General features: G+C 64.4%; 20 protein-coding genes. 10 read left to right on the top strand and 10 right to left on the bottom strand.

Going from position 1 to position 19,487, the window contains the following annotated elements:
* Positions 1-24: 24 nt before the first annotated feature.
* The 6 genes from ABE528_RS16165 to ABE528_RS16190 all read right to left on the bottom strand — a co-directional run bounded on the left by ABE528_RS16165 (position 25) and on the right by ABE528_RS16190 (position 4,770).
* Entirely contained in the window at positions 25-603 is a 579-nt protein-coding gene (locus ABE528_RS16165) for a DJ-1/PfpI family protein (RefSeq protein ID WP_054885073.1), read from the bottom strand.
* 51 nt (positions 604-654) lie between these two features.
* On the bottom strand, positions 655-1,812 hold the full coding sequence (locus tag ABE528_RS16170; RefSeq protein WP_346653496.1) for a phosphatidylserine/phosphatidylglycerophosphate/cardiolipin synthase family protein: 1,158 nt from the start codon (positions 1,810-1,812) through the stop codon (positions 655-657).
* 1 nt (position 1,813) lies between these two features.
* Positions 1,814-2,395, bottom strand: a complete 582-nt coding sequence (locus ABE528_RS16175; protein ID WP_152954693.1) for a YceI family protein — start codon at positions 2,393-2,395, stop codon at positions 1,814-1,816.
* Between the two features lie 44 nt (positions 2,396-2,439).
* Positions 2,440-2,736 (bottom strand): amidase, encoded by a 297-nt coding sequence (locus ABE528_RS16180; RefSeq protein WP_152954695.1) that lies wholly within the window; start codon positions 2,734-2,736, stop codon positions 2,440-2,442.
* On the bottom strand, positions 2,733-3,815 hold the full coding sequence (locus ABE528_RS16185) for a serine hydrolase (RefSeq protein WP_346653497.1): 1,083 nt from the start codon (positions 3,813-3,815) through the stop codon (positions 2,733-2,735). Before ABE528_RS16185 ends, ABE528_RS16180 begins: the two co-directional genes overlap by 4 nt.
* Positions 3,816-3,882: 67 nt before the next feature.
* Entirely contained in the window at positions 3,883-4,770 is an 888-nt protein-coding gene (locus ABE528_RS16190; RefSeq protein ID WP_346653499.1) for an acyl-CoA dehydrogenase, read from the bottom strand.
* Between the two features lie 147 nt (positions 4,771-4,917).
* Between ABE528_RS16190 and olsB the strand changes: the two genes are divergently transcribed.
* Together olsB and ABE528_RS16200 are read left to right on the top strand one after the other, a co-directional pair.
* Entirely contained in the window at positions 4,918-5,673 is a 756-nt protein-coding gene (gene olsB, locus ABE528_RS16195) for an L-ornithine N(alpha)-acyltransferase (protein WP_346653500.1), read from the top strand.
* On the top strand, positions 5,673-6,461 hold the full coding sequence (locus ABE528_RS16200; RefSeq protein ID WP_346653501.1) for a lysophospholipid acyltransferase family protein: 789 nt from the start codon (positions 5,673-5,675) through the stop codon (positions 6,459-6,461). The genes olsB and ABE528_RS16200 overlap by 1 nt, the downstream gene beginning before the upstream one ends.
* A gap of 70 nt (positions 6,462-6,531) precedes the next feature.
* Here the strand turns inward: ABE528_RS16200 and ABE528_RS16205 are convergent, their stop codons facing one another.
* Entirely contained in the window at positions 6,532-7,116 is a 585-nt protein-coding gene (locus ABE528_RS16205; protein WP_346653502.1) for an ACP phosphodiesterase, read from the bottom strand.
* 152 nt (positions 7,117-7,268) lie between these two features.
* On the opposite strand from ABE528_RS16205, the gene ABE528_RS16210 reads away from it, so the two are divergent.
* Complete coding sequence (locus ABE528_RS16210) at positions 7,269-7,571, top strand: helix-turn-helix transcriptional regulator (protein WP_054885082.1); 303 nt, start codon at positions 7,269-7,271, stop codon at positions 7,569-7,571.
* 17 nt (positions 7,572-7,588) lie between these two features.
* A complete protein-coding gene (locus tag ABE528_RS16215) occupies positions 7,589-8,638 on the top strand; it encodes an alkene reductase (protein WP_346653503.1) in 1,050 nt (349 codons plus the stop codon).
* 37 nt (positions 8,639-8,675) lie between these two features.
* On the opposite strand, the gene ABE528_RS16220 is transcribed toward ABE528_RS16215, so the two are convergent.
* The 3 genes from ABE528_RS16220 to ABE528_RS16230 form a co-directional block, all read right to left on the bottom strand.
* The gene (locus tag ABE528_RS16220) at positions 8,676-9,497 is read right to left on the bottom strand and encodes an ATPase (protein WP_346653504.1); all 822 of its coding nucleotides are present in this window, start codon (positions 9,495-9,497) and stop codon (positions 8,676-8,678) included.
* Positions 9,498-9,584: 87 nt separating this feature from the next.
* Positions 9,585-10,580: an NAD(P)-dependent oxidoreductase gene (locus ABE528_RS16225; protein ID WP_346653505.1), complete on the bottom strand. Its 996-nt coding sequence runs from the start codon at positions 10,578-10,580 to the stop codon at positions 9,585-9,587.
* A 45-nt stretch (positions 10,581-10,625) separates the two neighbouring features.
* Positions 10,626-11,516 carry a LysR family transcriptional regulator ArgP gene (locus tag ABE528_RS16230; RefSeq protein ID WP_346653506.1) on the bottom strand — a complete coding sequence of 297 codons (891 nt, stop codon included), beginning with the start codon at positions 11,514-11,516 and terminating at the stop codon, positions 10,626-10,628.
* Positions 11,517-11,606: 90 nt separating this feature from the next.
* Here ABE528_RS16230 and ABE528_RS16235 point away from each other — a divergent pair, with 90 nt between their 5' ends.
* From ABE528_RS16235 to ABE528_RS16260, 6 genes are all read left to right on the top strand, one after another.
* Positions 11,607-12,206: a LysE/ArgO family amino acid transporter gene (locus tag ABE528_RS16235; RefSeq protein ID WP_152954715.1), complete on the top strand. Its 600-nt coding sequence runs from the start codon at positions 11,607-11,609 to the stop codon at positions 12,204-12,206.
* 191 nt (positions 12,207-12,397) lie between these two features.
* Complete coding sequence (locus tag ABE528_RS16240; protein WP_346653507.1) at positions 12,398-12,994, top strand: Fe-Mn family superoxide dismutase; 597 nt, start codon at positions 12,398-12,400, stop codon at positions 12,992-12,994.
* Positions 12,995-13,231: 237 nt separating this feature from the next.
* Positions 13,232-15,283: a GGDEF domain-containing phosphodiesterase gene (locus ABE528_RS16245; protein ID WP_152954718.1), complete on the top strand. Its 2,052-nt coding sequence runs from the start codon at positions 13,232-13,234 to the stop codon at positions 15,281-15,283.
* Positions 15,284-15,442: 159 nt separating this feature from the next.
* A complete protein-coding gene (locus tag ABE528_RS16250; protein ID WP_346653508.1) occupies positions 15,443-16,780 on the top strand; it encodes an imelysin family protein in 1,338 nt (445 codons plus the stop codon).
* 195 nt (positions 16,781-16,975) lie between these two features.
* Positions 16,976-18,403, top strand: coding sequence for a di-heme oxidoredictase family protein (locus ABE528_RS16255; protein ID WP_346653509.1), 1,428 nt, complete (start codon positions 16,976-16,978; stop codon positions 18,401-18,403).
* 19 nt (positions 18,404-18,422) lie between these two features.
* On the top strand, positions 18,423-19,487 hold the full coding sequence (locus tag ABE528_RS16260) for an imelysin family protein (protein ID WP_152954726.1): 1,065 nt from the start codon (positions 18,423-18,425) through the stop codon (positions 19,485-19,487).

Consider the following 19,487-nt stretch of genomic DNA (forward strand, 5'->3'; position numbering starts at 1 on the left):
GGGTAAACCCGCGAAGAGGCCGGGTCAGGCGATACGGGTGCCGAGCACCTTGAGGAAGGCTGCCAGCCAGGCCGGGTGCGCCGGCCAGGCGGGGGCGGTTACCAAGTTGCCATCGACATGCGCCTGATCCACCGCAATATCGATGAACGTGCCCCCGGCCAAGCGTACTTCCGGCGCACAGGCCGGATACGCACTGCACTCGCGGCCCTCCAGCACACCCGCTGCCGCCAGCAATTGCGCGCCATGGCACACCGCCGCAATCGGCTTGCCGGCCTGGTCGAACGCCCGTACCAGCTCCAGCACCTTCTCATCCAGGCGCAGGTACTCCGGCGCGCGGCCACCGGGAATCAGCAACGCGTCGTAACCCTCGGCCCGCACCCGCACGAAGTCGTAGTTCAGGGCAAAATTATGGCCAGGCTTTTCGCTGTAGGTCTGCTCACCCTCGAAATCATGAATCGCCGTGCGCACGGTCTGCCCCGCAACCTTCTCCGGGCACACCGCATGCACCGTGTGGCCGACCATGCTCAGCGCCTGGAACGGCACCATGGCCTCGTAATCTTCGACATAATCGCCAACCAGCATGAGAATCTTCTTCGCCGTCATCGCACCCACTCCTTCGATTGCCTAGAGACATTCACTGCACGATAGCCGCTCTCAGTCGCGCCGGTCGAGCAAGTTGACCACCAGCCGGTCCAGCCAGCCCCAGATCCGCTGCTTCACCCGACGCCACAGCGGCCGGGCATGCCAGTGGTGAAGGTCAACCACCTCGCTCAAGGCAAAGTCACGCTCGAAGCTGGCCTGCACGGCAGCTGTCAACGGCGGGTCGAGCGCCTCGATGTTGGCTTCCAGGTTGAAGCGCAGGTTCCAGTGATCGAAGTTGCACGAACCGATACTGACCCAGTCGTCGATCAGCACCATCTTCAGGTGCAGGAAGCACGGCTGGTACTCGTAGATGCGCACCCCGGCACGCAGCAACCGGGGGTAATAGCGGTGCCCGGCATAACGCACCGATGGGTGGTCGGTACGTGGCCCGGTCAACAGCAACCGCACGTCGACGCCTTTGCTGGCGGCGCGGCGCAACGACCGGCGCACGCTCCAGGTAGGCAGGAAGTAAGGCGTGGCCAGCCACACCCGCTGTTTGCCACTGTTGATTGCCCGTACCAGCGAATGCAGGATGTCCTGGTGCTGACGGGCGTCGGCATAGGCCACCCGGGCCATGCCCTGGCCTTGCGCCGGCACCTTGGGCAAGCGCGGCAGGCCAAAGCCTTCGGCCGGGCGCCAGGCGGTGCGACGGTTGTTGGCTTGCCACTGGCGGTCGAACAGCAACTGCCAGTCGTTCACCACTGGCCCTTGCACCTGCACCATCACTTCGTGCCAGGCGCTGGTCGCCTCGCCTGGCGTCCAGAACTCGTCGGTGACGCCGGTGCCGCCCACCACTGCCCAGCGCTCATCCACCAGCAACAGCTTGCGATGGTCGCGGTACAGGTTGCGAAAACCACGCTTCCAGCGCAGGCGGTTGTACCAGCGCAAGTACACCCCGGCCTCCAGCAGGCGCTGGCGCAACGCTGCGGTAAAGGCCAGCGAACCATAGTCATCGAACAGGCAACGCACCCGCACGCCACGCCGTGCCACCTGCTCCAGCGCCTCCACCACCGCCTCGGCACAAGCGCCGGCCTCGACCAGGTACAGCTCAAGGTCAACCTGGAACTCGGCGCGCAGGATCGCCTGGAGCATGCGCGGAAAGAACTCGGGGCCGTCGATCAACAGTTCGAATTCATTGCCACCCCGCCAGGGGAAGACCGGCCCCGGCATGTCAGCGAGCGTTGAAGATCAGTACCGCATTGACCGGTACCGACGGGTTGATGGATTTCAGTTTGGCGAACTTGCGCAGGCCTTCCAGCCCTGGCAGCAGGCCGAAGTCCGAAGCCCGCAACACCAATGGTTCAAGGGTCACCACCTGAAAGCGCCGCTCATCCAGGCGCGTGGCCAGCAGCAGCGCGTTGTAACTGTGCGACTGGCCATGCAGGGTGACGGTCAGCGGCAGGCGCAGTTCGATCTGCGCGCCATCGGCCAGGTCGTTGATCGGCCGCAGGTCGATTTGCGCCTTTACGCTCGCCTCGGCGAAGCGCTCCACCTCGAACAGGTTGTCGCGCATCTGCTCGTCACGCAGCGGGATGCCGCTGCTCACCGAGTCCATCTCGATGCTCAGCGCGGCCGAGCCCTTGCGGTTGACGCTGCCATGCAACACCAGAAAGCGATGCACCTCGGCAGTATCGCCATTCTTGCCGGTGACGAATGACAGGCGTGAAGACTCGCCATCGAGGTGCCAGTTGGCGTGGGCGGGCAGGCACAAAGCCAGCAGCAGGGCAGGCAGGAAACGGGGCAGCTTGAACATGACAGGTCTCGTGAAACTTGACCGCCAACCTTACCCGCCCGCCCTCATGGCAGCAAGCGGCAGCCTGCCTGTGCGCCGTGCCAGGCTGCCTGGTTGCGCTGGCCAAGGCCCTCAGCGGTAACCCGCCGTTGTGGGCCGTCTTCCTCCAGCCGGCTCAGGGGCAGCCATTGCTTCACATAGCCCCGGCAATAGGCCTCGTCGAAGCCCATGACGAAGCGGCACGAGCAGTACTCCTTGGCCGAATAGGCCGAAAGGATGCCCGGGAAGTCGGCCAGCGCCTGGCGCTCCAGCCAGGCCCAGCCGAGCAAGGCAACGATTACCAGCAACAGCACGCGCTTCATGCGCCCTCCTTGGCCAGCGCCGCCAGCACCCGCTTGAGCAGTTCGTTGTGGCGGTAGCTGCCGTCGCGGTCATCGGCATAGCGCACGATCAGCAGTTTCTGCGACGGCAGGATGTACAGCGCCTGCCCCCAGTGGCCGAGCGCGGCATAGGTATCGGCAGGGGCGTCGGGCCACGGTGCCGGGCTTCCCGGCAATGGCAGGTTGAGCCACCAGTGGCCGCCAGGGTTGGCTTCACCGGGTATGGCGGCGGCCTGGGTGAACAGCGCGCGGTTGAAGGCAACCCAGCTTGCTGGCAACAACTGGCGCCCTTGCCAGCGGCCATCGCGCTGCATCAACAAACCGATGCGTGCCAGGTCGCGGGCACTGAGGTAGAGGTAGGACGAGCCGACGAAGGTGCCCGCGCCGTCACGCTCCCAGACTGCGCTGTCGATGCCCAGCGGGGTGAACAGCGCCTGCCAGGGGTAGTCGGGATAAGTGCCAGCGTCGAGCATGCCGCGCAATGCGCCAGCCAGCACGTTGCTGTCGCCGCTGGAATAGAGAAAGCGCCGGCCAGGCTTTTCGGCGCTGGCGCGGGCTGCGGTATAGGCTGCCATGTCACTGCGCCCGCGGGTATAGAGCATGGCCACCACCGAAGACTTCAGCGGTGCGTACTCGTAGTCCTCCTGCCAGTCCAGGCCACTGGCCCAGTGCAGCAGGTCGGCCAGGTGCACATCAGGGTGGGCCTGCATCGGCGGGTAGAAGCGTGCGGCCGGGTCCTGCAGCTGAAAACGGCCCTCACCCTGGGCCACACCGAGCACGGTGGCCAGCACGCTCTTGCTGACCGACCAGGTCAGGTGGGCGGTGTTAGCGATGGTGGGGGCGCTGTAACGTTCGTGGAGGATGCGACCGTCACGGATGATCAACAAGGCGTCGGTGCGGATGCCGCTGCGCTCGCTGGCGTTGCGCTCCGGGAAGGCGTAGGCGTCGACGGCCTGCCAGTCGAGGGCAGCACTGTCGATTGGCCAGTCTGGTTCGGGCCAGACTTCGGCCCAGGCGGGCATGATGGTCAGGCCAAGGATTGCCAACAGGGTCTTGATCATGGGGCGTGCCGGCGATGGGGCGCATAGCAGCCCCAGGATCTGAAAGATCCCACAGTTTCTCAGGCTTTCATGACAACCCTGCTGCCAACCAGGCCTTGGCCAGGCGCTTTTCCCGCGCTGCAGTGGCCAATGCCAGCACTCCCTGATCCCGCTGCCACAGTTGCGCCCACTGCTCCGGCCCGGCCAGCAGCGCCTTGTCGATCGCCCCGCGCAGCTCCTGAAACTGCGAAAACAATCCACCCAGCAACAGATGGCAGCCAACGCTGTCGGCGCACTGCCGGCTACCCTCGGCGCATCCCGCCAGCAATCCCAGCAAGCGCAGGCGCAGTTCCTGCGGCCAGTCGCACTCCTGCCCTACCCCATAAAGCCAGGCCGTCAACGCCGCGAGCACGTACAAGTCCTCCAGCGAGCGGAACGGTTTGACATAGGCGTCCCAGCCATCGCCCGCCAGCAGCTCACAGGCCGCGTCTTGCAAGTGCAAACGACCATGCCCGACCTCGGGCATCAGCGGCAGGGTCGGCAATGCTTCCAGCGTGACCCCAGCCTCCCCCGGGTAAACCACCGCCAGGCTCAGCCGTGGCGCTTCACCCAGCGTTTCGCTGCGTGCGGCCACCAACAGCCACTCGGCATCCAGGCCGGCGGTAACGAAATCCTTGTTGCCGTTCAGGCGCAAACCGACCAGCCGGGTATGCATGTCCGCCGGGCGCACGCTGCGCCGCTCGGTGGCGCACAGCGCACCAAGGCTGGCCGGTGCACTGGGCCAGAGCACGCGCAGGGCGGCCTGGTAACCGATGAGGAACGCCAGGCCCGGCGTGGCCATGGCGCGCCCGCCCAGCACCGCCAGTTCGAATGGGGCAACCGCGCCAAGGCGCTCGAACTGCGCGGCATAGGTCTCGCCCAAAGTGCCGGCCAGGGGCTGGCGGAGGGGGTCGTTGAGTCGTTGCAACCAGGCCATCGGACGCTCCTTCAAGGGGGCTGTTAGGGGGTGTCATGCAAGCATCACCAAAGATTCACAGGGGTGACACCGCGTCTACCTAGGCTGACTTTGCACAACAAAGCCGACCGGCCGCAACCCTTCATGGCTGGCTTATGGAGACTCGTAATGACTCGGATCGCTCACTCTGGCGACAACAGCACTGAACGCCGTCTGCAAGCCGAACGCCTGGTCGGCGCCACGGCCCTGCAGGAAGCCCAGGCCCTGCGCTACAAGGTGTTCAGCGCGGAGTTCAAGGCCAAGCTCAAAGGCGCCGAACTGGGCCTGGACATGGATGACTACGACGTACATTGCCGCCACATCGGCGTGCGCGACCTGAGCACCGGCGAGCTGGTGGCCACCACCCGCCTGCTCGACCACCAGGCTGCCAGCAGCCTGGGGCGCTTCTACAGCGAAGAGGAATTCCGCCTGCACGGCCTGCTGCAACTGCAGGGCCCGATCCTCGAACTGGGCCGCACCTGCGTCGCCACCGACTACCGCAACGGCGGCACCATCGCCGTGCTTTGGGGCGAACTGGCGGAAGTGCTCAACGAGGGCCGCTACAGCTACCTGATGGGCTGTGCCAGCATCCCCATGCAGGACGGCGGCGTGCAGGCCCACGCGGTCATGCAGCGCCTGCGCGAGCGCTACCTGTGCACCGAGCACCTGCGTGCCGAGCCGAAGAACCCGCTGCCCAGCCTGGCACTGCCGAACAACGTCATCGCCGAAATGCCGCCGCTACTCAAGGCCTACATGCGCCTGGGGGCGAAGATCTGCGGCGAGCCGTGCTGGGACGAGGATTTCCAGGTAGCCGACGTGTTCATCCTGCTCAAGCGTGACGACCTCTGCCCGCGCTACGCTCGCCACTTCAAGGCAGCAGTCTGATGCCTGGCATGCGGGTAATTGCCCGCCTTTCGCGGCTGTTGCTGGTGCTGGCGCTCGGCATGCTCATGGCCGGCGTCGTCACCGTGGGCGAACGCCTGGGGATCAAGGCGTCCATCGAACTTCGCCAGCGCTGGTCCTGCTGGTTCATGAAACGCCTGGTCGCCGCACTGCCCTTCGAGGTGCAGGTAATCGGCGAGCTGCCACAACGGCCGATGTTGTGGGTCAGCAACCACGTTTCCTGGACCGACATTCCCCTGCTCGGCATGCTGCTGCCGCTGTCGTTCCTGTCCAAGGCCGAAGTGCGTCACTGGCCGGTGGCCGGCTGGCTGGCAGAAAAGGCCGGCACGCTGTTCATTCGCCGCGGTGGTGGGGACGGCCAGCGCCTGCGCGAGCAGATCAGCGACCAGCTGGGCCAGGCGCGGCCGCTGCTGATCTTCCCCGAAGGCACCACCACCGACGGGCGCCAGCTGCGCACCTTCCACGGCCGCCTGCTGGCCGGTGCCATCGACCAAGGTGTGGCCGTGCAGCCCGTGGCCATTCAGTACCGGCGTAACGGCGAGGCGGACCCGATTGCGCCGTTCATTGGCGACGATGACCTGGTTTCGCACTTGATGCGCTTGTTTGCCGAGCCTCGGGGTCAGGTGTGCATTCACTTGCTCAAGCCAATTGGCAGTGTCGAGAAGGAACGTGCGGCGCTGGCATTCCAGGCGCAGCAGGCGATTCACATGGCATTGTTCGGGGTTGAGGAAGTGGCGGTGGTGCCTCGCAGACAGGCGCGGGCTGCCTGAGCCTGGTTTTACCTGTACTGGCCTCTTCGCGGGTAAACCCGCGAAGAGGCCAGTTCAGCCAGCACAAGGCTCAGCTGTCAGACAGCCTTCCTGCCGCCGCAAACGCCTGCAACAGTGGATAAAACTCACGAAAATCCGCCAACAACGGCTCATACAACCGCTCCAGCTCATCCATCACCCCAGCCATCCCTTCCGGCCGCGACAAACGCCGGGCAATCCCGCCGAAGACCTGCTCCAGCGTGGCAAAATCGCCATACGCCCCCAGCCAGTCGTCCGCCGCCATGAACGGCGCAATCCGCGCCAGCCGCCCCGGCAGCTCGGGCTCGGCCAGCAGTACCTGGTAAAAATCCGTGGTGAACTGCCCCAGTGGCTGCTCGGCGTAGTCCCCCCAGTGCCGCGCCAGGCAATGGTCGAAAAACACATCCAGGACAATCCCGGCAAAGCGCCGCCGCTCCCGCGGGAAACGTGCCAGGGCAGCCAGCACCAACGGGTGCTGGTCGGTGTAGCTGTCGATATGCCGATGCAGCCGGATCGCCGCCTCCAACGCAGGCGCAAAGCGCCCCTCCAGCGAGCCTTTGACGAAGTCGCCATACAGGCTGCCGAGCAGTTGTTGCGGCGCCGGGCCGCCCAGGTGCAGGTGTGCGAGGTAGTTCATGGACGCAGTCTAGCACCGCCATCGCCCATATCGTTATAACGCGATATAGCGATTCGTGCTCACCTCAGAACTTCTTCATATTTGTATATCGACAAATACCGATGTACGTTTCGCTCTATCGCGATATACCGCTACAGCACGAGCCTCAACCCATGCCACTCGATCTCGACGAAATCATAAAAGCGCTGGCCCACCCGGTCAGGCGAGAAATCCTCAGCTGGCTGAAAGACCCGGCAACGCAGTTCCCAGACCAATACCACAGCACCGAGAACGGTGTCTGTGCCGGGCAGATCGACCAGCGCTGCGGGCTGTCGCAATCGACCGTCTCTGCCCACCTGGCCACCTTGCAGCGGGCCGGTCTCATCAGCAGCCAGAAGGTCGGCCAGTGGCACTTCTTCAAACGCAACGAAGCCACCATCGAGGCGTTCCTCGAACAACTGCGCCAAGCACTTTGACAAGGCAGGTAACCCCTATGACCACGCTTTTCGATCCGATCCAACTGGGCGACGTGCAACTGCCCAACCGCATCATCATGGCCCCGCTGACCCGCTGCCGCGCCGATGAAGGCCGCGTGCCCAATGCGCTGATGGCCGAATACTACGTGCAGCGCGCCAGTGCCGGCCTGATTCTCAGCGAAGCGACATCGGTCAGCGCGATGGGCGTCGGCTACCCCGACACCCCCGGCATCTGGAACGACCAACAGGTGCGTGGCTGGCACAACGTCACCCAGGCCGTGCACGGCGCTGGCGGGCGCATCTTCCTGCAGCTGTGGCACGTTGGCCGTATCTCTCACCCCAGCTACCTCGATGGCGAACTGCCGGTGGCGCCCAGCGCGATCCAGGCCAAAGGCCACGTCAGCCTGGTGCGGCCGCTGAGCGACTACCCGACCCCGCGCGCCCTGGAAACCGAAGAGATTGCCGACATCGTCGAGGCCTACCGCAGCGGTGCCGAAAACGCCAAGGCCGCCGGCTTCGACGGCGTGGAGATCCACGGCGCCAACGGCTACCTGCTCGACCAGTTCCTGCAGAGCAGCACCAACCAGCGCACCGATCGCTACGGCGGCTCGCTGGAAAACCGCGCAAGGCTGCTGCTGGAAGTGACCGATGCGGCCATTGATGTGTGGGGGCCAGGCCGCGTCGGCGTGCACCTGGCACCCCGTGCCGATGCCCACGACATGGGCGATGCCGACCGCGCCGAGACCTTCACCTACGTGGCGCGTGAGCTGGGTAAACGCGGCATTGCCTTTATCTGCTCGCGGGAGAAGGAAGCCGACGACAGCATCGGCCCGCTGATCAAGGCGGCATTCGGTGGCCCGTATATCGTCAACGAACGCTTCGACAAGGCCAGCGCCAATGCTGCACTGGCAGCGGGCAAGGCCGATGCGGTGGCGTTTGGTGTGCCGTTTATCGCCAACCCGGACCTGCCGGCGCGGCTGGCGGCGGATGCACCGCTGAACGAGGCGCATCCGGAAACCTTTTATGGCAAAGGGCCGGTGGGCTACATCGACTATCCGCGCCTGTAATTGAGATCGCCGGGGCCGCTTTGCTGCCCCGGCCTTTTCAAGGCCGGGAATTGATCTGCTGCTGCAGGTTCTGAATCTGGCTCTGCAGGGTATTGAGGTTGCGCGTGGTCTGCCCACGGAACGCATCGAACTCCTGCACCGTCGCCCCGCTCGACGACGCCGTGCGGTTTTCCATCTGGGTCTTGAGCACCAGCACATCCTGCTCCAGGCTTTCCACCGCAGCCTTCTGGTTGCCCTGCTTCTTCAATGCGGCCACTTCATCGTTCAGGTTCTTCAGCTGGCTATCGAGCTTGCCACCATCCACCTGTCCCGACTTGAGCGCCGCCAGCTCAGCATTCACAGCCTTCAACTGGGCCTGCAGCTGGGTCTGCAACTCGGTCACCGCCTTCTGCTGCTCACGGGTGTCAGCCAGCACCTGCTCCAGGCGCTTGCCCAGGTCACCCGCCTGCCCTGCCACCCCTTGCTGCTGCTTGCCCTGCTCGGCCAGGCTGGCCTGCAACTGACGGATCTGCAGCTTCAGTGCTTCACTGCCGGTGGTACTCGTGGTCTCGCTGGCCTCGACCTTGCCGCTGATTGCCTGCAAACGCCCGGCGGCTTCTTCGCTGATCCGCGCAAAGCTTTCCTGGGTGGCCACCAGTTGCTGCTCCATCAGCGAGATCTGCTGGAAGCTCCACCAGCCCAGGCCTGCCAAGGCGATGAACGATGCCCCCAGCAATGCCCACAGCGGCCCGTTGCTGGCCGGTTTGGCGGCCTTCTGACGGCTGCGCGAGACGTGCGCGGGGAGCAACTCGTCGTCATCGGGGGTACCCGCACGCAAGGTGGGCACATCATTGAAATCGTCGTTGGCATCGTTACGCATAGGTGGCTTCAACCGCGGTGGTAGCAAAGAGACATGAGTATAAACCGCTCGTGCGGCGCACTGATGACCATCATCTGCGCACCGGGTTCACTGCCCCAGCGGTTGATGCTTCCACCAGGAACAGAATTCATCCAGCGCGGTCCACAGGCTGACCTTGGGCTGGTAATCCAGGTATTGGCGGGCACGGCTGATGTCCAGGGTGAAATCACGGCTCATGACCTGCATGCCCAAACGCGACAAGGTCGGCTGCGGGCGCCCGGGCCAGAGCATGCAGGCTGCTTCGTTCAGGGCTGCGAGGCTGTAGGCCAGGCCGTAAGAGCGGTAGCGGGTAACCTGCGGCAGCTGCATCTGGCGCATCACGTAGTTGACCACGTCCCACAGCGGCAGCGGCTGGCCGTTGCTGATGTTGTAGGCCTGGCCCAGGGCACGGTCTTCGGCGAACAGCGCGCTGAGCAGTGCCTCGTTGAGGTTGTGCACGCTGGTGAAGTCGACCTTGTTCAGGCCGTTGCCGATGATCGCCACACGGCCTTTGCGCTGCATCTGCATCAAGCGCGGGAAGATGCTCGCATCACCGGCCCCGGTGACGAAGCGTGGGCGCAGCGCCAGCACTTCCAGGCCGAACTCCTGGGCACCGAAGACTTTCTGCTCGGCAATGTGCTTGGTTTGCCCATAGTGGTCGTGAAAACGGCGCGGCACCTGGTCTTCACGGATACCCAGGCGCGAACGCCCATTGAAGTAGATCGACGGCGACGACAGGTGTACCAGGCGCCGTACATGCTCCTTGAGGCAGCCCTCGACGACGTTTTCCGTGACCACCACGTTGCCTTGGTAGAAGTCCTGGTAGCGCCCCCAGGTGCCCACCGCGCCCGCGCAATGCACCACGGCCTCGACCCCCTGGCAAAGGCGACGGGCCAGCTCAGGGTCACCCAGGTCGCCGGGGATGAACTGTGCGCCACGTTTGACCAGGTGCTCCACGCCTTCGGCACGCCGGCCGCTGACCCGCACAGCCAGGCCTTGCTCCAGGGCAAAGCGCGCAAAGCGCCCGCCAATGAAGCCGCTCGCGCCGGTGACCAGAATTTGCATGTATGACTCCGCCTTGATTTCAGATGCAACAGACGCCAGCCGCCGCTACAAGGGCACCAGCCAATGCTGTGCCGTGTGCCGCAGGTGTTCGGTCAGTTGCGCGAGCAGGTGCCCGCCGTTGCGCCAATGATGCCAGTACAACGGCACATCGATGGGGGTATCGTTGCAGATTTCCACCAACTGGCCATTGGCCAACTGCTCACGGGCCTGCAGCTCGGGCACCAGGCCCCAGCCCAGGCCAGCCTCGGTCATGCGCAGGAAGCCTTCGGACGACGGGCACAAGTGGTGCAGGAAGCCATCTTGAATCCCCAGCGAGGCCAGGTAACGGTGCTGCAGGAAATCGTCCGGCCCATAGACGATGGCCGGCGTGCGTGCCAGCCGCTGCGCCGCGAAACCCTGCGGGAAATACCGCGCCATGAAGCCTGGGCTGGCCAGCGCCCGATAGCGCATGGCCCCCAGCGGCAGGCTTCGTGCGCCAGCCACTGGCCGCTCGCTGCCACACAGGCAGGCCGCCACTTCACCGGCACGCATGCGCTTGAGGCCGACCTCCTGGTCTTCCACCACCAGGTCGGTGAGCAACTGATGCTCGGCGCAGAATGCCCCCACCGCACCGGCCCACCAGGTCGCCAGGCTGTCGGCGTTGAGGGCGATGCGCAGACGCTCGGGCATACCCTCCTCGTCCAGCGCCGGCACCTGGCGTTGCAAGTCGCGCTCAAGCAGCCGTACCTGCTGCACATGGTTGAGCAATTGCCGGCCGACTTCGGTCGGGCTCGGCGGTGCGGCACGCACCAGCACCGGCTGCCCGACCCGCGCTTCGAGCAGCTTGATGCGCTGCGAAATGGCCGACTGTGACAGCCCAAGCACCTGCGCGGCACGTTCGAAACCGCCTTGCTCGATCACTGCCGCGAGGGCAGCCAGCAGCTTGTAGTCGAACATCGATTTTCCTAATGACGGATCAGCGTTATTTGTTTTTCTTATACAGCGTCACTCGCCACACTATCCAGCATCTTCTTTGGAGTAACTGCCATGTGGCAAAGCTATCTCAACGGCATGCTGGTGGCCTTCGGCCTGATCATGGCCATCGGTGCACAAAACGCCTTCGTCCTCGCCCAGAGCCTGCGCCGCGAGCACCATTTGCCGGTGGCTGCGCTGTGCATTGTCTGCGATGCGATCCTGGTGGCAGCCGGGGTGTTCGGCCTGGCCACGGTGCTGGCGCATAACCCGACGTTGCTGGCGATCGCCCGCTGGGGCGGTGCGGTGTTTCTCATCTGGTACGGCGCCAAGGCATTGCGCAGCGCCTGTTCCAAGCAGAGCCTGCAACACCAGGAAGGCCAGGGCATGCGCTCGCGCCGGGCGGTACTGCTGAGTGCATTGGCGGTTACCCTGCTCAACCCCCACGTGTACCTCGACACCGTGCTGTTGATCGGTTCGCTCGGTGCCCAGCAGACCGTGCCTGGCGCTTATGTGGCGGGCGCCGCCAGCGCCTCGCTGGTGTGGTTCTCGACGTTGGCGATCGGTGCGGCCTGGTTGGCGCCATGGCTGGCGCGGCCGGCCACCTGGCGGATGCTCGACCTGATGGTGGCGGTGATGATGTTCGCCGTGGCCGCGCAGCTGATCTTCAACTGAGGGCCGCCGGTCGGCAGCCACCAGCCGCTCTGGAACCTCTATTCCCTATCTTTGTTGCGTGGTTATGCGCCGGGCCCGGTGCTATGATCCAGCCCTTGCGTCGCAAAGAGTACAAACTCGCCGACGTACATCGGGCCGCCCGTGATCGGCCTTGCGCAAACCGCACACAGACCTGAATCAGGAGATCCACCATGGCTTTTGAATTGCCGCCGCTGCCATACGCCCACGATGCCCTGCAGCCGCACATCTCCAAGGAAACCCTGGAGTATCACCACGACAAGCACCACAACACCTATGTCGTGAACCTGAACAACCTGGTCCCAGGCACCGAATTCGAAGGCAAGACCCTGGAAGAGATCGTCAAGACCTCTTCGGGCGGTATCTTCAACAACGCCGCTCAAGTCTGGAACCACACCTTCTACTGGAACTGCCTGGCACCTAACGCCGGTGGCCAGCCGACTGGCGCCCTGGCTGAGGCCATCAACGCCGCTTTCGGTTCCTTCGACAAGTTCAAGGAAGAGTTCTCCAAGACTTCGATCGGCACCTTCGGTTCCGGCTGGGGCTGGCTGGTGAAGAAAGCTGACGGTTCCCTGGCCCTGGCCAGCACCATCGGCGCCGGCTGCCCGCTGACCAGCGGCGACACCCCGCTGCTGACCTGCGACGTCTGGGAACACGCCTACTACATCGACTACCGCAACCTGCGTCCGAAGTACGTCGAGGCGTTCTGGAACCTGGTCAACTGGAAATTCGTTGCCGAGCAGTTCGAAGGCAAAACCTTCAAGGCCTGATTCATTCAGCCCTGAACGAAAAGCCCGGCCCAGTGCCGGGCTTTTTCATGCCTGACAGTTTTCCCGCAGGGTCTTGCTCAGCGCGTATAGCACGCTAACATCAACCGTCTGGAAGTTTGATACCACGCACTCAAGTTGCAGGGTCGGGCAACCGATACACTACCCAAGGTCGGCCGATAGTGTATTGCCAACGTTAATGGCAAAATGATGTCATGCGCATGGATTAAGGAAACCCCATTGAAGCTGGAATTGCGGAACAGCTTATCGGTCAAGTTGCTCAGGGTCGTGCTCCTTTCGGCGCTGGCGGTCGGCGTCGTCCTCAGTTGCGCGCAGATCGTCTACGACACCTACAAGACCCGCCAGGCCGTCAACAACGATGCCCAACGCATTCTCGACATGTTCCGCGACCCTTCCACCCAGGCGGTGTACAGCCTCGACCGGGAAATGGGCATGCAGGTGATGGAAGGCCTGTTCCAGGATGAGTCAGTGCGCATGGCCTCGATCGGCCACCCCAACGAAACCATGCTCGCGGAAAAGTCCCGCCCGCTGCAGGACATGTCGATGCGCTGGCTGACCGACCTGATCCTCGGCCAGGAACGCACCTACACCACCCAACTGGTCGGCCGTGGCCCATACAGCGAATACTACGGCGACCTGAGCATCACCCTCGATACGTCGTCCTATGGCGAAGATTTCCTGATCAATGCAGTGATCATCTTCATATCCGGCGTGCTGCGCGCCCTGGCCATGGGCCTGGTGCTCTATCTGGTGTACCACTGGCTGCTGACCAAGCCGCTGTCGAAGATCATCGAACACCTGACCCAGATCAACCCTGACCGCCCCAGCCAGCACCAGATCCCGCTGCTCAAGGGCCACGAGAAGAACGAGCTGGGCCTCTGGGTCAATACCGCCAACCAGCTGCTGGCCTCGATCGAACGCAACACCCACCTGCGCCACGAAGCCGAGAACAGTTTGCAGCGCATGGCCCAGTACGATTTCCTCACCGGCCTGCCCAACCGCCAGCAACTGCAGGCGCAGCTCGACAAGATTCTCGCCGACGCCGGCCGCCTGCAGCATCGCGTGGCCGTACTGTGCGTAGGCCTGGACGACTTCAAGGGCATCAACGAACAGTTCAGTTACCAGACTGGCGACCAGCTGCTGCTGGCCCTGGCCGACCGCCTGCGCGCGCACAGTGGTCGCCTGGGTGCCCTGGCACGGCTGGGCGGCGACCAGTTCGCCCTGGTCCAGGCCAATATCGAGCAACCTTACGAAGCGGCAGAGCTGGCCCAGAGCATCCTCGACGACCTGGAACTGCCGTTCGGCCTCGACCACCAGCAGATCCGCCTGCGCGCCACCATCGGCATCACCCTGTTCCCCGAGGACGGTGACAGCACCGAGAAGCTGCTGCAGAAGGCCGAACAGACCATGACCCTGGCCAAGGCCCGCTCGCGCAACCGCTACCAGTTCTACATCGCCAGCGTCGACAGCGAGATGCGCCGCCGCCGCGAGCTGGAAAAGGACCTGCGCGAAGCCCTGCCGCGCAACCAGCTGTACCTGGTCTATCAACCGCAGATCAGCTACCGCGACCACCGCGTGGTCGGCGTCGAGGCCTTGCTGCGCTGGCAGCACCCGGAACTGGGCATGGTTCCGCCCGACCAGTTCATCCCGCTGGCCGAACAGAACGGCAGCATCATCAGCATCGGCGAGTGGGTACTCGACCAGGCCTGCCGGCAATTGCGCGAATGGCATGACCTGGGCTTCAGCGAACTGCGCATGGCGGTCAACCTGTCTACCGTGCAGCTGCACCACAGCGAGCTGCCGCGGGTGGTCAACAACCTGCTGCAGGCCTACCGCCTGCCTCCGCGCAGCCTGGAACTGGAGGTGACCGAAACCGGCCTGATGGAAGACATCAGCACCGCCGCCCAGCACCTGCTGAGCCTGCGCCGCTCCGGGGCGATGATCGCCATCGACGACTTCGGCACCGGTTACTCGTCGCTCAGCTACCTGAAGTCGCTGCCGCTGGACAAGATCAAGATCGACAAGAGCTTCGTTCAGGACCTGCTCGACGACGATGACGACGCCACCATCGTTCGCGCCATCATCCAGCTGGGCAAGAGCCTGGGCATGCAGGTGATCGCCGAAGGCGTGGAAACCGCCGAGCAGGAAACCTACATCATCGCCCAGGGTTGCCACGAGGGTCAGGGCTACCACTACAGCAAGCCGTTGTCGGCCCGCGAACTGACCAACTTCCTCAAACAAGCCCAGCGCAATCAGGTCTCCGCGCTGTAACGCTTGCCCCCCGATTACCGGCCGTGACGCGCATTTACATGAATTGCGCGCCAACCCCTTTACAGCAAATGCAAATCTTTCGCATGATGTTGTCGTTTCGCGTGCCACGGCGCACGGCCTAACCCCTTGGTCCAACCACACGACGCAGGAAAACCAATAATGATTCGTATGCCTCTGGCCTCCGCCAGTCTGCTGGCCATCGCCATCGCTCTCGCCGGTTGCGGCGAAGGCAAGGATGACAAGGCCGACGCTCCGCAAGCTCAGGCACCTGCTGCTGCCAGCACCACAGCTGCGGCGCCCGGGGCTGTCGACGAAGCGACCGGCAAAGCCGTGGTCAAGCATTACACCGAAATCGTCTACGCCGTGTACAGCGACGCGCTGAGCACCGCCAAGCACTTGCAGAGCGCCGTCGACGCGTTCCTCGCCAAGCCCAACGACGAAACCCTGAAAGCCGCCAAAGAGGCCTGGGTCGCCGCGCGCGTTCCGTACCTGCAGAGCGAGGCGTTCCGCTTCGGCAACACCATCATCGACGACTGGGAAGGCCAGGTGAATGCCTGGCCGCTGGACGAAGGCCTGATCGACTACGTCGACAAGAGCTACGAGCACGCCCTGGGCAACCCGGCAGCCAGCGCCAACATCATCGCCAACACCGAGATCCAGGTGGGCGAAGAGAAGGTCGACGTCAAGGACATCACCCCTGAGAAGCTGGCCAGCCTGAACGAACTGGCAGGTTCCGAAGCCAACGTCGCCACCGGCTACCACGCCATCGAATTCCTGCTCTGGGGCCAGGACCTCAACGGTACCGGCCCAGGCGCCGGCAACCGCCCGGCTTCCGACTACCTGGAAGGCACGGGTGCCACCGGCGGCCACAACGACCGTCGCCGCGCCTACCTGAAGGCGGTCACCGAGCTGCTGGTCAAGGACCTCGAAGAGATGGTCGGCAACTGGGCACCGAACGTCGCCGACAACTACCGCGCCACGCTGGAAGCCGAGCCGGTGGCCGATGGCCTGCGCAAGATGCTGTTCGGCATGGGCAGCCTGTCGCTGGGCGAACTGGCCGGTGAGCGCATGAAGGTCTCGCTGGAAGCCAACTCGCCGGAAGACGAGCAGGACTGCTTCAGCGACAACACCCACTACTCGCACTTCTACGACGCCAAGGGCATCCGCAACGTCTACCTGGGCGAGTACACCCGTGTCGACGGCACCAAGCTGACCGGCCCGAGCCTGTCGTCGCTAGTGGCCAAGGCCGACGCGGCTGCCGACGCCACCCTCAAGGCTGACCTCGAAGCCACCGAAGCGAAGATCCAGGTGATGGTCGACCACGCCCTCAAGGGCGAGCACTACGACCAGCTGATCGCCGCTGACAACGCTGCCGGCAACCAGATCGTGCGCGATGCCATCGCCTCGCTGGTCAAGCAGACCGGCTCGATCGAGCAGGCTGCAGGCAAGCTGGGGATTGCCAACCTGAACCCGGACACCGCCGACCACGAATTCTGATCGGCTGTCCTGGTTCACAAAGAGGCGACCTTCGGGTCGCCTTTTTTCTGTGCCCCGCGAAAGGGCCGGTGAAGTCCATGAAAATGCTGAGATTTCACATCCTTTTCACCCGGGTAATTGCAAATTGCTCTTATTCAAACAACGCTGGCCTGCTAAGCTTGCACGCCGGTTTTTCGTCCACGCCCAGGATTTTGCATGTCCTCGTCGCTGTCCCGATTCCCCCCTCTGATGCTGGCCCTCGCCCTTGCCGCCTGTGATGACGCCCCGCGTTTCACCCAGGCCGAGCCCGGCGAAGCGCTGTCTGGCGGCCAGGCCACGGTCCAACGCGACGACCGCAAGGCTTTTTCCCTGCCGTCGGCCAACCTCTCGGCCGAGCGGCGCCTGGACTTCGCCGTGGGCAACAGTTTTTTCCGCAGCCCTTGGGTGATCGCCCCTTCCACCACCACCGCGCGTGATGGCCTGGGCCCGTTGTTCAACACCACGGCCTGCCAGAACTGCCACGTGCGCGATGGCCGCGGGCATCCGCCGGAGCCCAACGACAGCAATGCCGTGGGCATGCTGGTGCGCCTGTCGATCCCCGATCAGCCTTACCTGGCCAAGGTGATCGAGCGCCTGGGCGTGGTCCCCGAGCCCGTCTACGGCACCCAGCTGCAGGACATGGCCATCCCCGGCGTGGCGCCGGAGGGCAAGGTGCGGGTTAACTACACTACCCAGACCGTCACCTTCAAGGACGGCCACCCGGTCGAGCTACGCCGCCCGACCCTGCAGATTACCCAGCTTGGCTACGGCCCGATGCACCCCGACACACGCTTCTCGGCCCGTGTCGCCCCGCCGATGATCGGCCTGGGCCTGCTCGAAGCCATCCCCGAAGCCGACATCCTGGCCAACGAAGACCCCGACGACCGCAACCACGACGGTATCCGCGGCCGCGCCAACCGGGTCTGGGACGACGCCCAGGGCAAGACCGTGATCGGCCGCTTCGGCTGGAAGGCCGGGCAACCCAACGTCAACCAGCAGAACGTGCACGCCTTCAACGGTGACATGGGCCTGACCAGCACCTTGCAACCCAAGGACGACTGCACCCCGGCCCAGGTCGACTGCCTGGCCGCGCCCAATGGCGATGGCGAAGGCGACGAGAAGGAAGTCAGCAACAACATCCTGCGCCTGGTCACCTTCTACACCCGCAACCTCGGTGTGCCTGCCCGTCGTGACGTCGGCGCGCCGCAAGTGCTGGCCGGCAAGAACCTGTTCTTCGAGGCCGGTTGCCAGGCCTGCCACATCCCGCAGTTCACCACTGCCGCCAACACCGCCGAAGCGGAGCTGGCCAACCAGCTGATCCGCCCCTACAGCGACCTGCTGCTGCACGACATGGGCCCGGGCCTGGCCGACGAGCGCACCGAATTCGCAGCCAACGGCCAGGATTGGCGGACCCCACCGTTGTGGGGCATAGGCCTGACCGAAACGGTCAGCGGCCACACCCAGTACCTGCACGACGGCCGTGCCCGCAACCTGCTCGAAGCCGTGCTCTGGCACGGCGGCGAAGCGCAGTCGGCGCGCGACCATGTATTGACCTTCAATGCCGAGCAGCGCGCTGCGTTGCTGGCCTTCCTGAACTCACTTTAAAACGCGCAAGGAGCCGGGCATGTTCCGACCCAAACTGTTGTTCACCAGCCTCGCCGCACTCGCCCTGGGTGCCTGCTCGCCGCAGGACCCACAGGCGGTGACTTCCGCCGCCATCGCCAAGCAGGTGATCCTGCCGACCTACAGCCGCTGGGTCGAAGCCGACCGCCAGCTGGCTGCCAGCGCCCTGGCCTACTGTGAAGGCAAGGAAAGCCTGGACACCGCGCGCGCCGACTTCCTCAATGCGCAAAAAGCCTGGGCCGAACTGCAACCGTTGCTGGTAGGCCCGCTGGCCGAAGGCAACCGCGCCTGGCAGGTACAGTTCTGGCCTGACAAGAAGAACCTGGTCGGCCGCCAGGTCGAGCAGCTGGTCAACGGCGACAAGCCGGTCGATGCCGCCGCCCTGGGCAAGGCCAGCGTCGTGGTACGCGGCCTGTCGGCTTACGAGTACATCCTCTTCGACAGCAAGCCGGACATCGCCACTGCCGAGCAGAAAACCCGCTACTGCCCGCTGCTGGTCGCCATCGCCGATCACCAGAAGGTCCTGGCCGAGGACATCCTCAAGACCTGGAACAGCACCGACGGCATGCTGTCGCAGATGACCAAGTTCCCCAACCAGCGCTACGCCGATTCCCACGAGGCGATCGCCGACCTGCTGCGTTCCCAGGTCACCGCCCTGGACACCCTGAAGAAGAAGCTGGGTGCGCCGATGGGTCGCCAGAGCAAGGGCATCCCGCAGCCACTGCAGGCCGAAGCCTGGCGCAGCCATTCCTCGCTGAAGAGCCTGGAAGCCACCCTCAAGGCCTCCCAGGCGGTGTGGGTCGGGGTCGACAACCAGGGCCTGCGCAGCCTGCTGCCCAGCGATCAGAAAGCCCTGGCGCAGAAGATCGACGACGCCTACGCTACGGCGCTCAAGCTGCTGGCCGACAACCAGAAGACCCTCGGCGAGCTGCTCGCCGACGACGCCGGGCAGCAGACCCTCAACCAGTTCTACGATGCCCTCAACGCCGTCCACCGCCTGCACGAAGGCGACCTGGCCAAGGCGCTGAACATCCAGCTGGGCTTCAATGCCAACGACGGTGACTGA

The sequence above is a fragment of the Pseudomonas sp. TWI628 genome, from assembly GCF_039673865.1.
GTDB lineage: Bacteria > Pseudomonadota > Gammaproteobacteria > Pseudomonadales > Pseudomonadaceae > Aquipseudomonas.

What these genes read in the sequence shown, in the direction of transcription:
- ABE528_RS16215 (WP_346653503.1), top strand. Translation starts at nt 7,589, where the DNA reads ATGACCACGCTTTTCGATCCGATCCAACTGGGCGACGTGCAACTGCCC.
- ABE528_RS16200 (WP_346653501.1), top strand. Translation starts at nt 5,673, where the DNA reads ATGCCTGGCATGCGGGTAATTGCCCGCCTTTCGCGGCTGTTGCTGGTG.
- ABE528_RS16225 (WP_346653505.1), bottom strand. Translation starts at nt 10,580, where the DNA reads ATGCAAATTCTGGTCACCGGCGCGAGCGGCTTCATTGGCGGGCGCTTT.
- ABE528_RS16190 (WP_346653499.1), bottom strand. Translation starts at nt 4,770, where the DNA reads ATGGCCTGGTTGCAACGACTCAACGACCCCCTCCGCCAGCCCCTGGCC.
- ABE528_RS16165 (WP_054885073.1), bottom strand. Translation starts at nt 603, where the DNA reads ATGACGGCGAAGAAGATTCTCATGCTGGTTGGCGATTATGTCGAAGAT.
- ABE528_RS16220 (WP_346653504.1), bottom strand. Translation starts at nt 9,497, where the DNA reads ATGCGTAACGATGCCAACGACGATTTCAATGATGTGCCCACCTTGCGT.
- ABE528_RS16185 (WP_346653497.1), bottom strand. Translation starts at nt 3,815, where the DNA reads ATGATCAAGACCCTGTTGGCAATCCTTGGCCTGACCATCATGCCCGCC.
- ABE528_RS16240 (WP_346653507.1), top strand. Translation starts at nt 12,398, where the DNA reads ATGGCTTTTGAATTGCCGCCGCTGCCATACGCCCACGATGCCCTGCAG.
- ABE528_RS16250 (WP_346653508.1), top strand. Translation starts at nt 15,443, where the DNA reads ATGATTCGTATGCCTCTGGCCTCCGCCAGTCTGCTGGCCATCGCCATC.
- ABE528_RS16175 (WP_152954693.1), bottom strand. Translation starts at nt 2,395, where the DNA reads ATGTTCAAGCTGCCCCGTTTCCTGCCTGCCCTGCTGCTGGCTTTGTGC.
- ABE528_RS16260 (WP_152954726.1), top strand. Translation starts at nt 18,423, where the DNA reads ATGTTCCGACCCAAACTGTTGTTCACCAGCCTCGCCGCACTCGCCCTG.
- ABE528_RS16170 (WP_346653496.1), bottom strand. Translation starts at nt 1,812, where the DNA reads ATGCCGGGGCCGGTCTTCCCCTGGCGGGGTGGCAATGAATTCGAACTG.
- ABE528_RS16210 (WP_054885082.1), top strand. Translation starts at nt 7,269, where the DNA reads ATGCCACTCGATCTCGACGAAATCATAAAAGCGCTGGCCCACCCGGTC.
- ABE528_RS16255 (WP_346653509.1), top strand. Translation starts at nt 16,976, where the DNA reads ATGTCCTCGTCGCTGTCCCGATTCCCCCCTCTGATGCTGGCCCTCGCC.
- ABE528_RS16205 (WP_346653502.1), bottom strand. Translation starts at nt 7,116, where the DNA reads ATGAACTACCTCGCACACCTGCACCTGGGCGGCCCGGCGCCGCAACAA.
- ABE528_RS16230 (WP_346653506.1), bottom strand. Translation starts at nt 11,516, where the DNA reads ATGTTCGACTACAAGCTGCTGGCTGCCCTCGCGGCAGTGATCGAGCAA.
- ABE528_RS16235 (WP_152954715.1), top strand. Translation starts at nt 11,607, where the DNA reads ATGTGGCAAAGCTATCTCAACGGCATGCTGGTGGCCTTCGGCCTGATC.
- olsB (WP_346653500.1), top strand. Translation starts at nt 4,918, where the DNA reads ATGACTCGGATCGCTCACTCTGGCGACAACAGCACTGAACGCCGTCTG.
- ABE528_RS16180 (WP_152954695.1), bottom strand. Translation starts at nt 2,736, where the DNA reads ATGAAGCGCGTGCTGTTGCTGGTAATCGTTGCCTTGCTCGGCTGGGCC.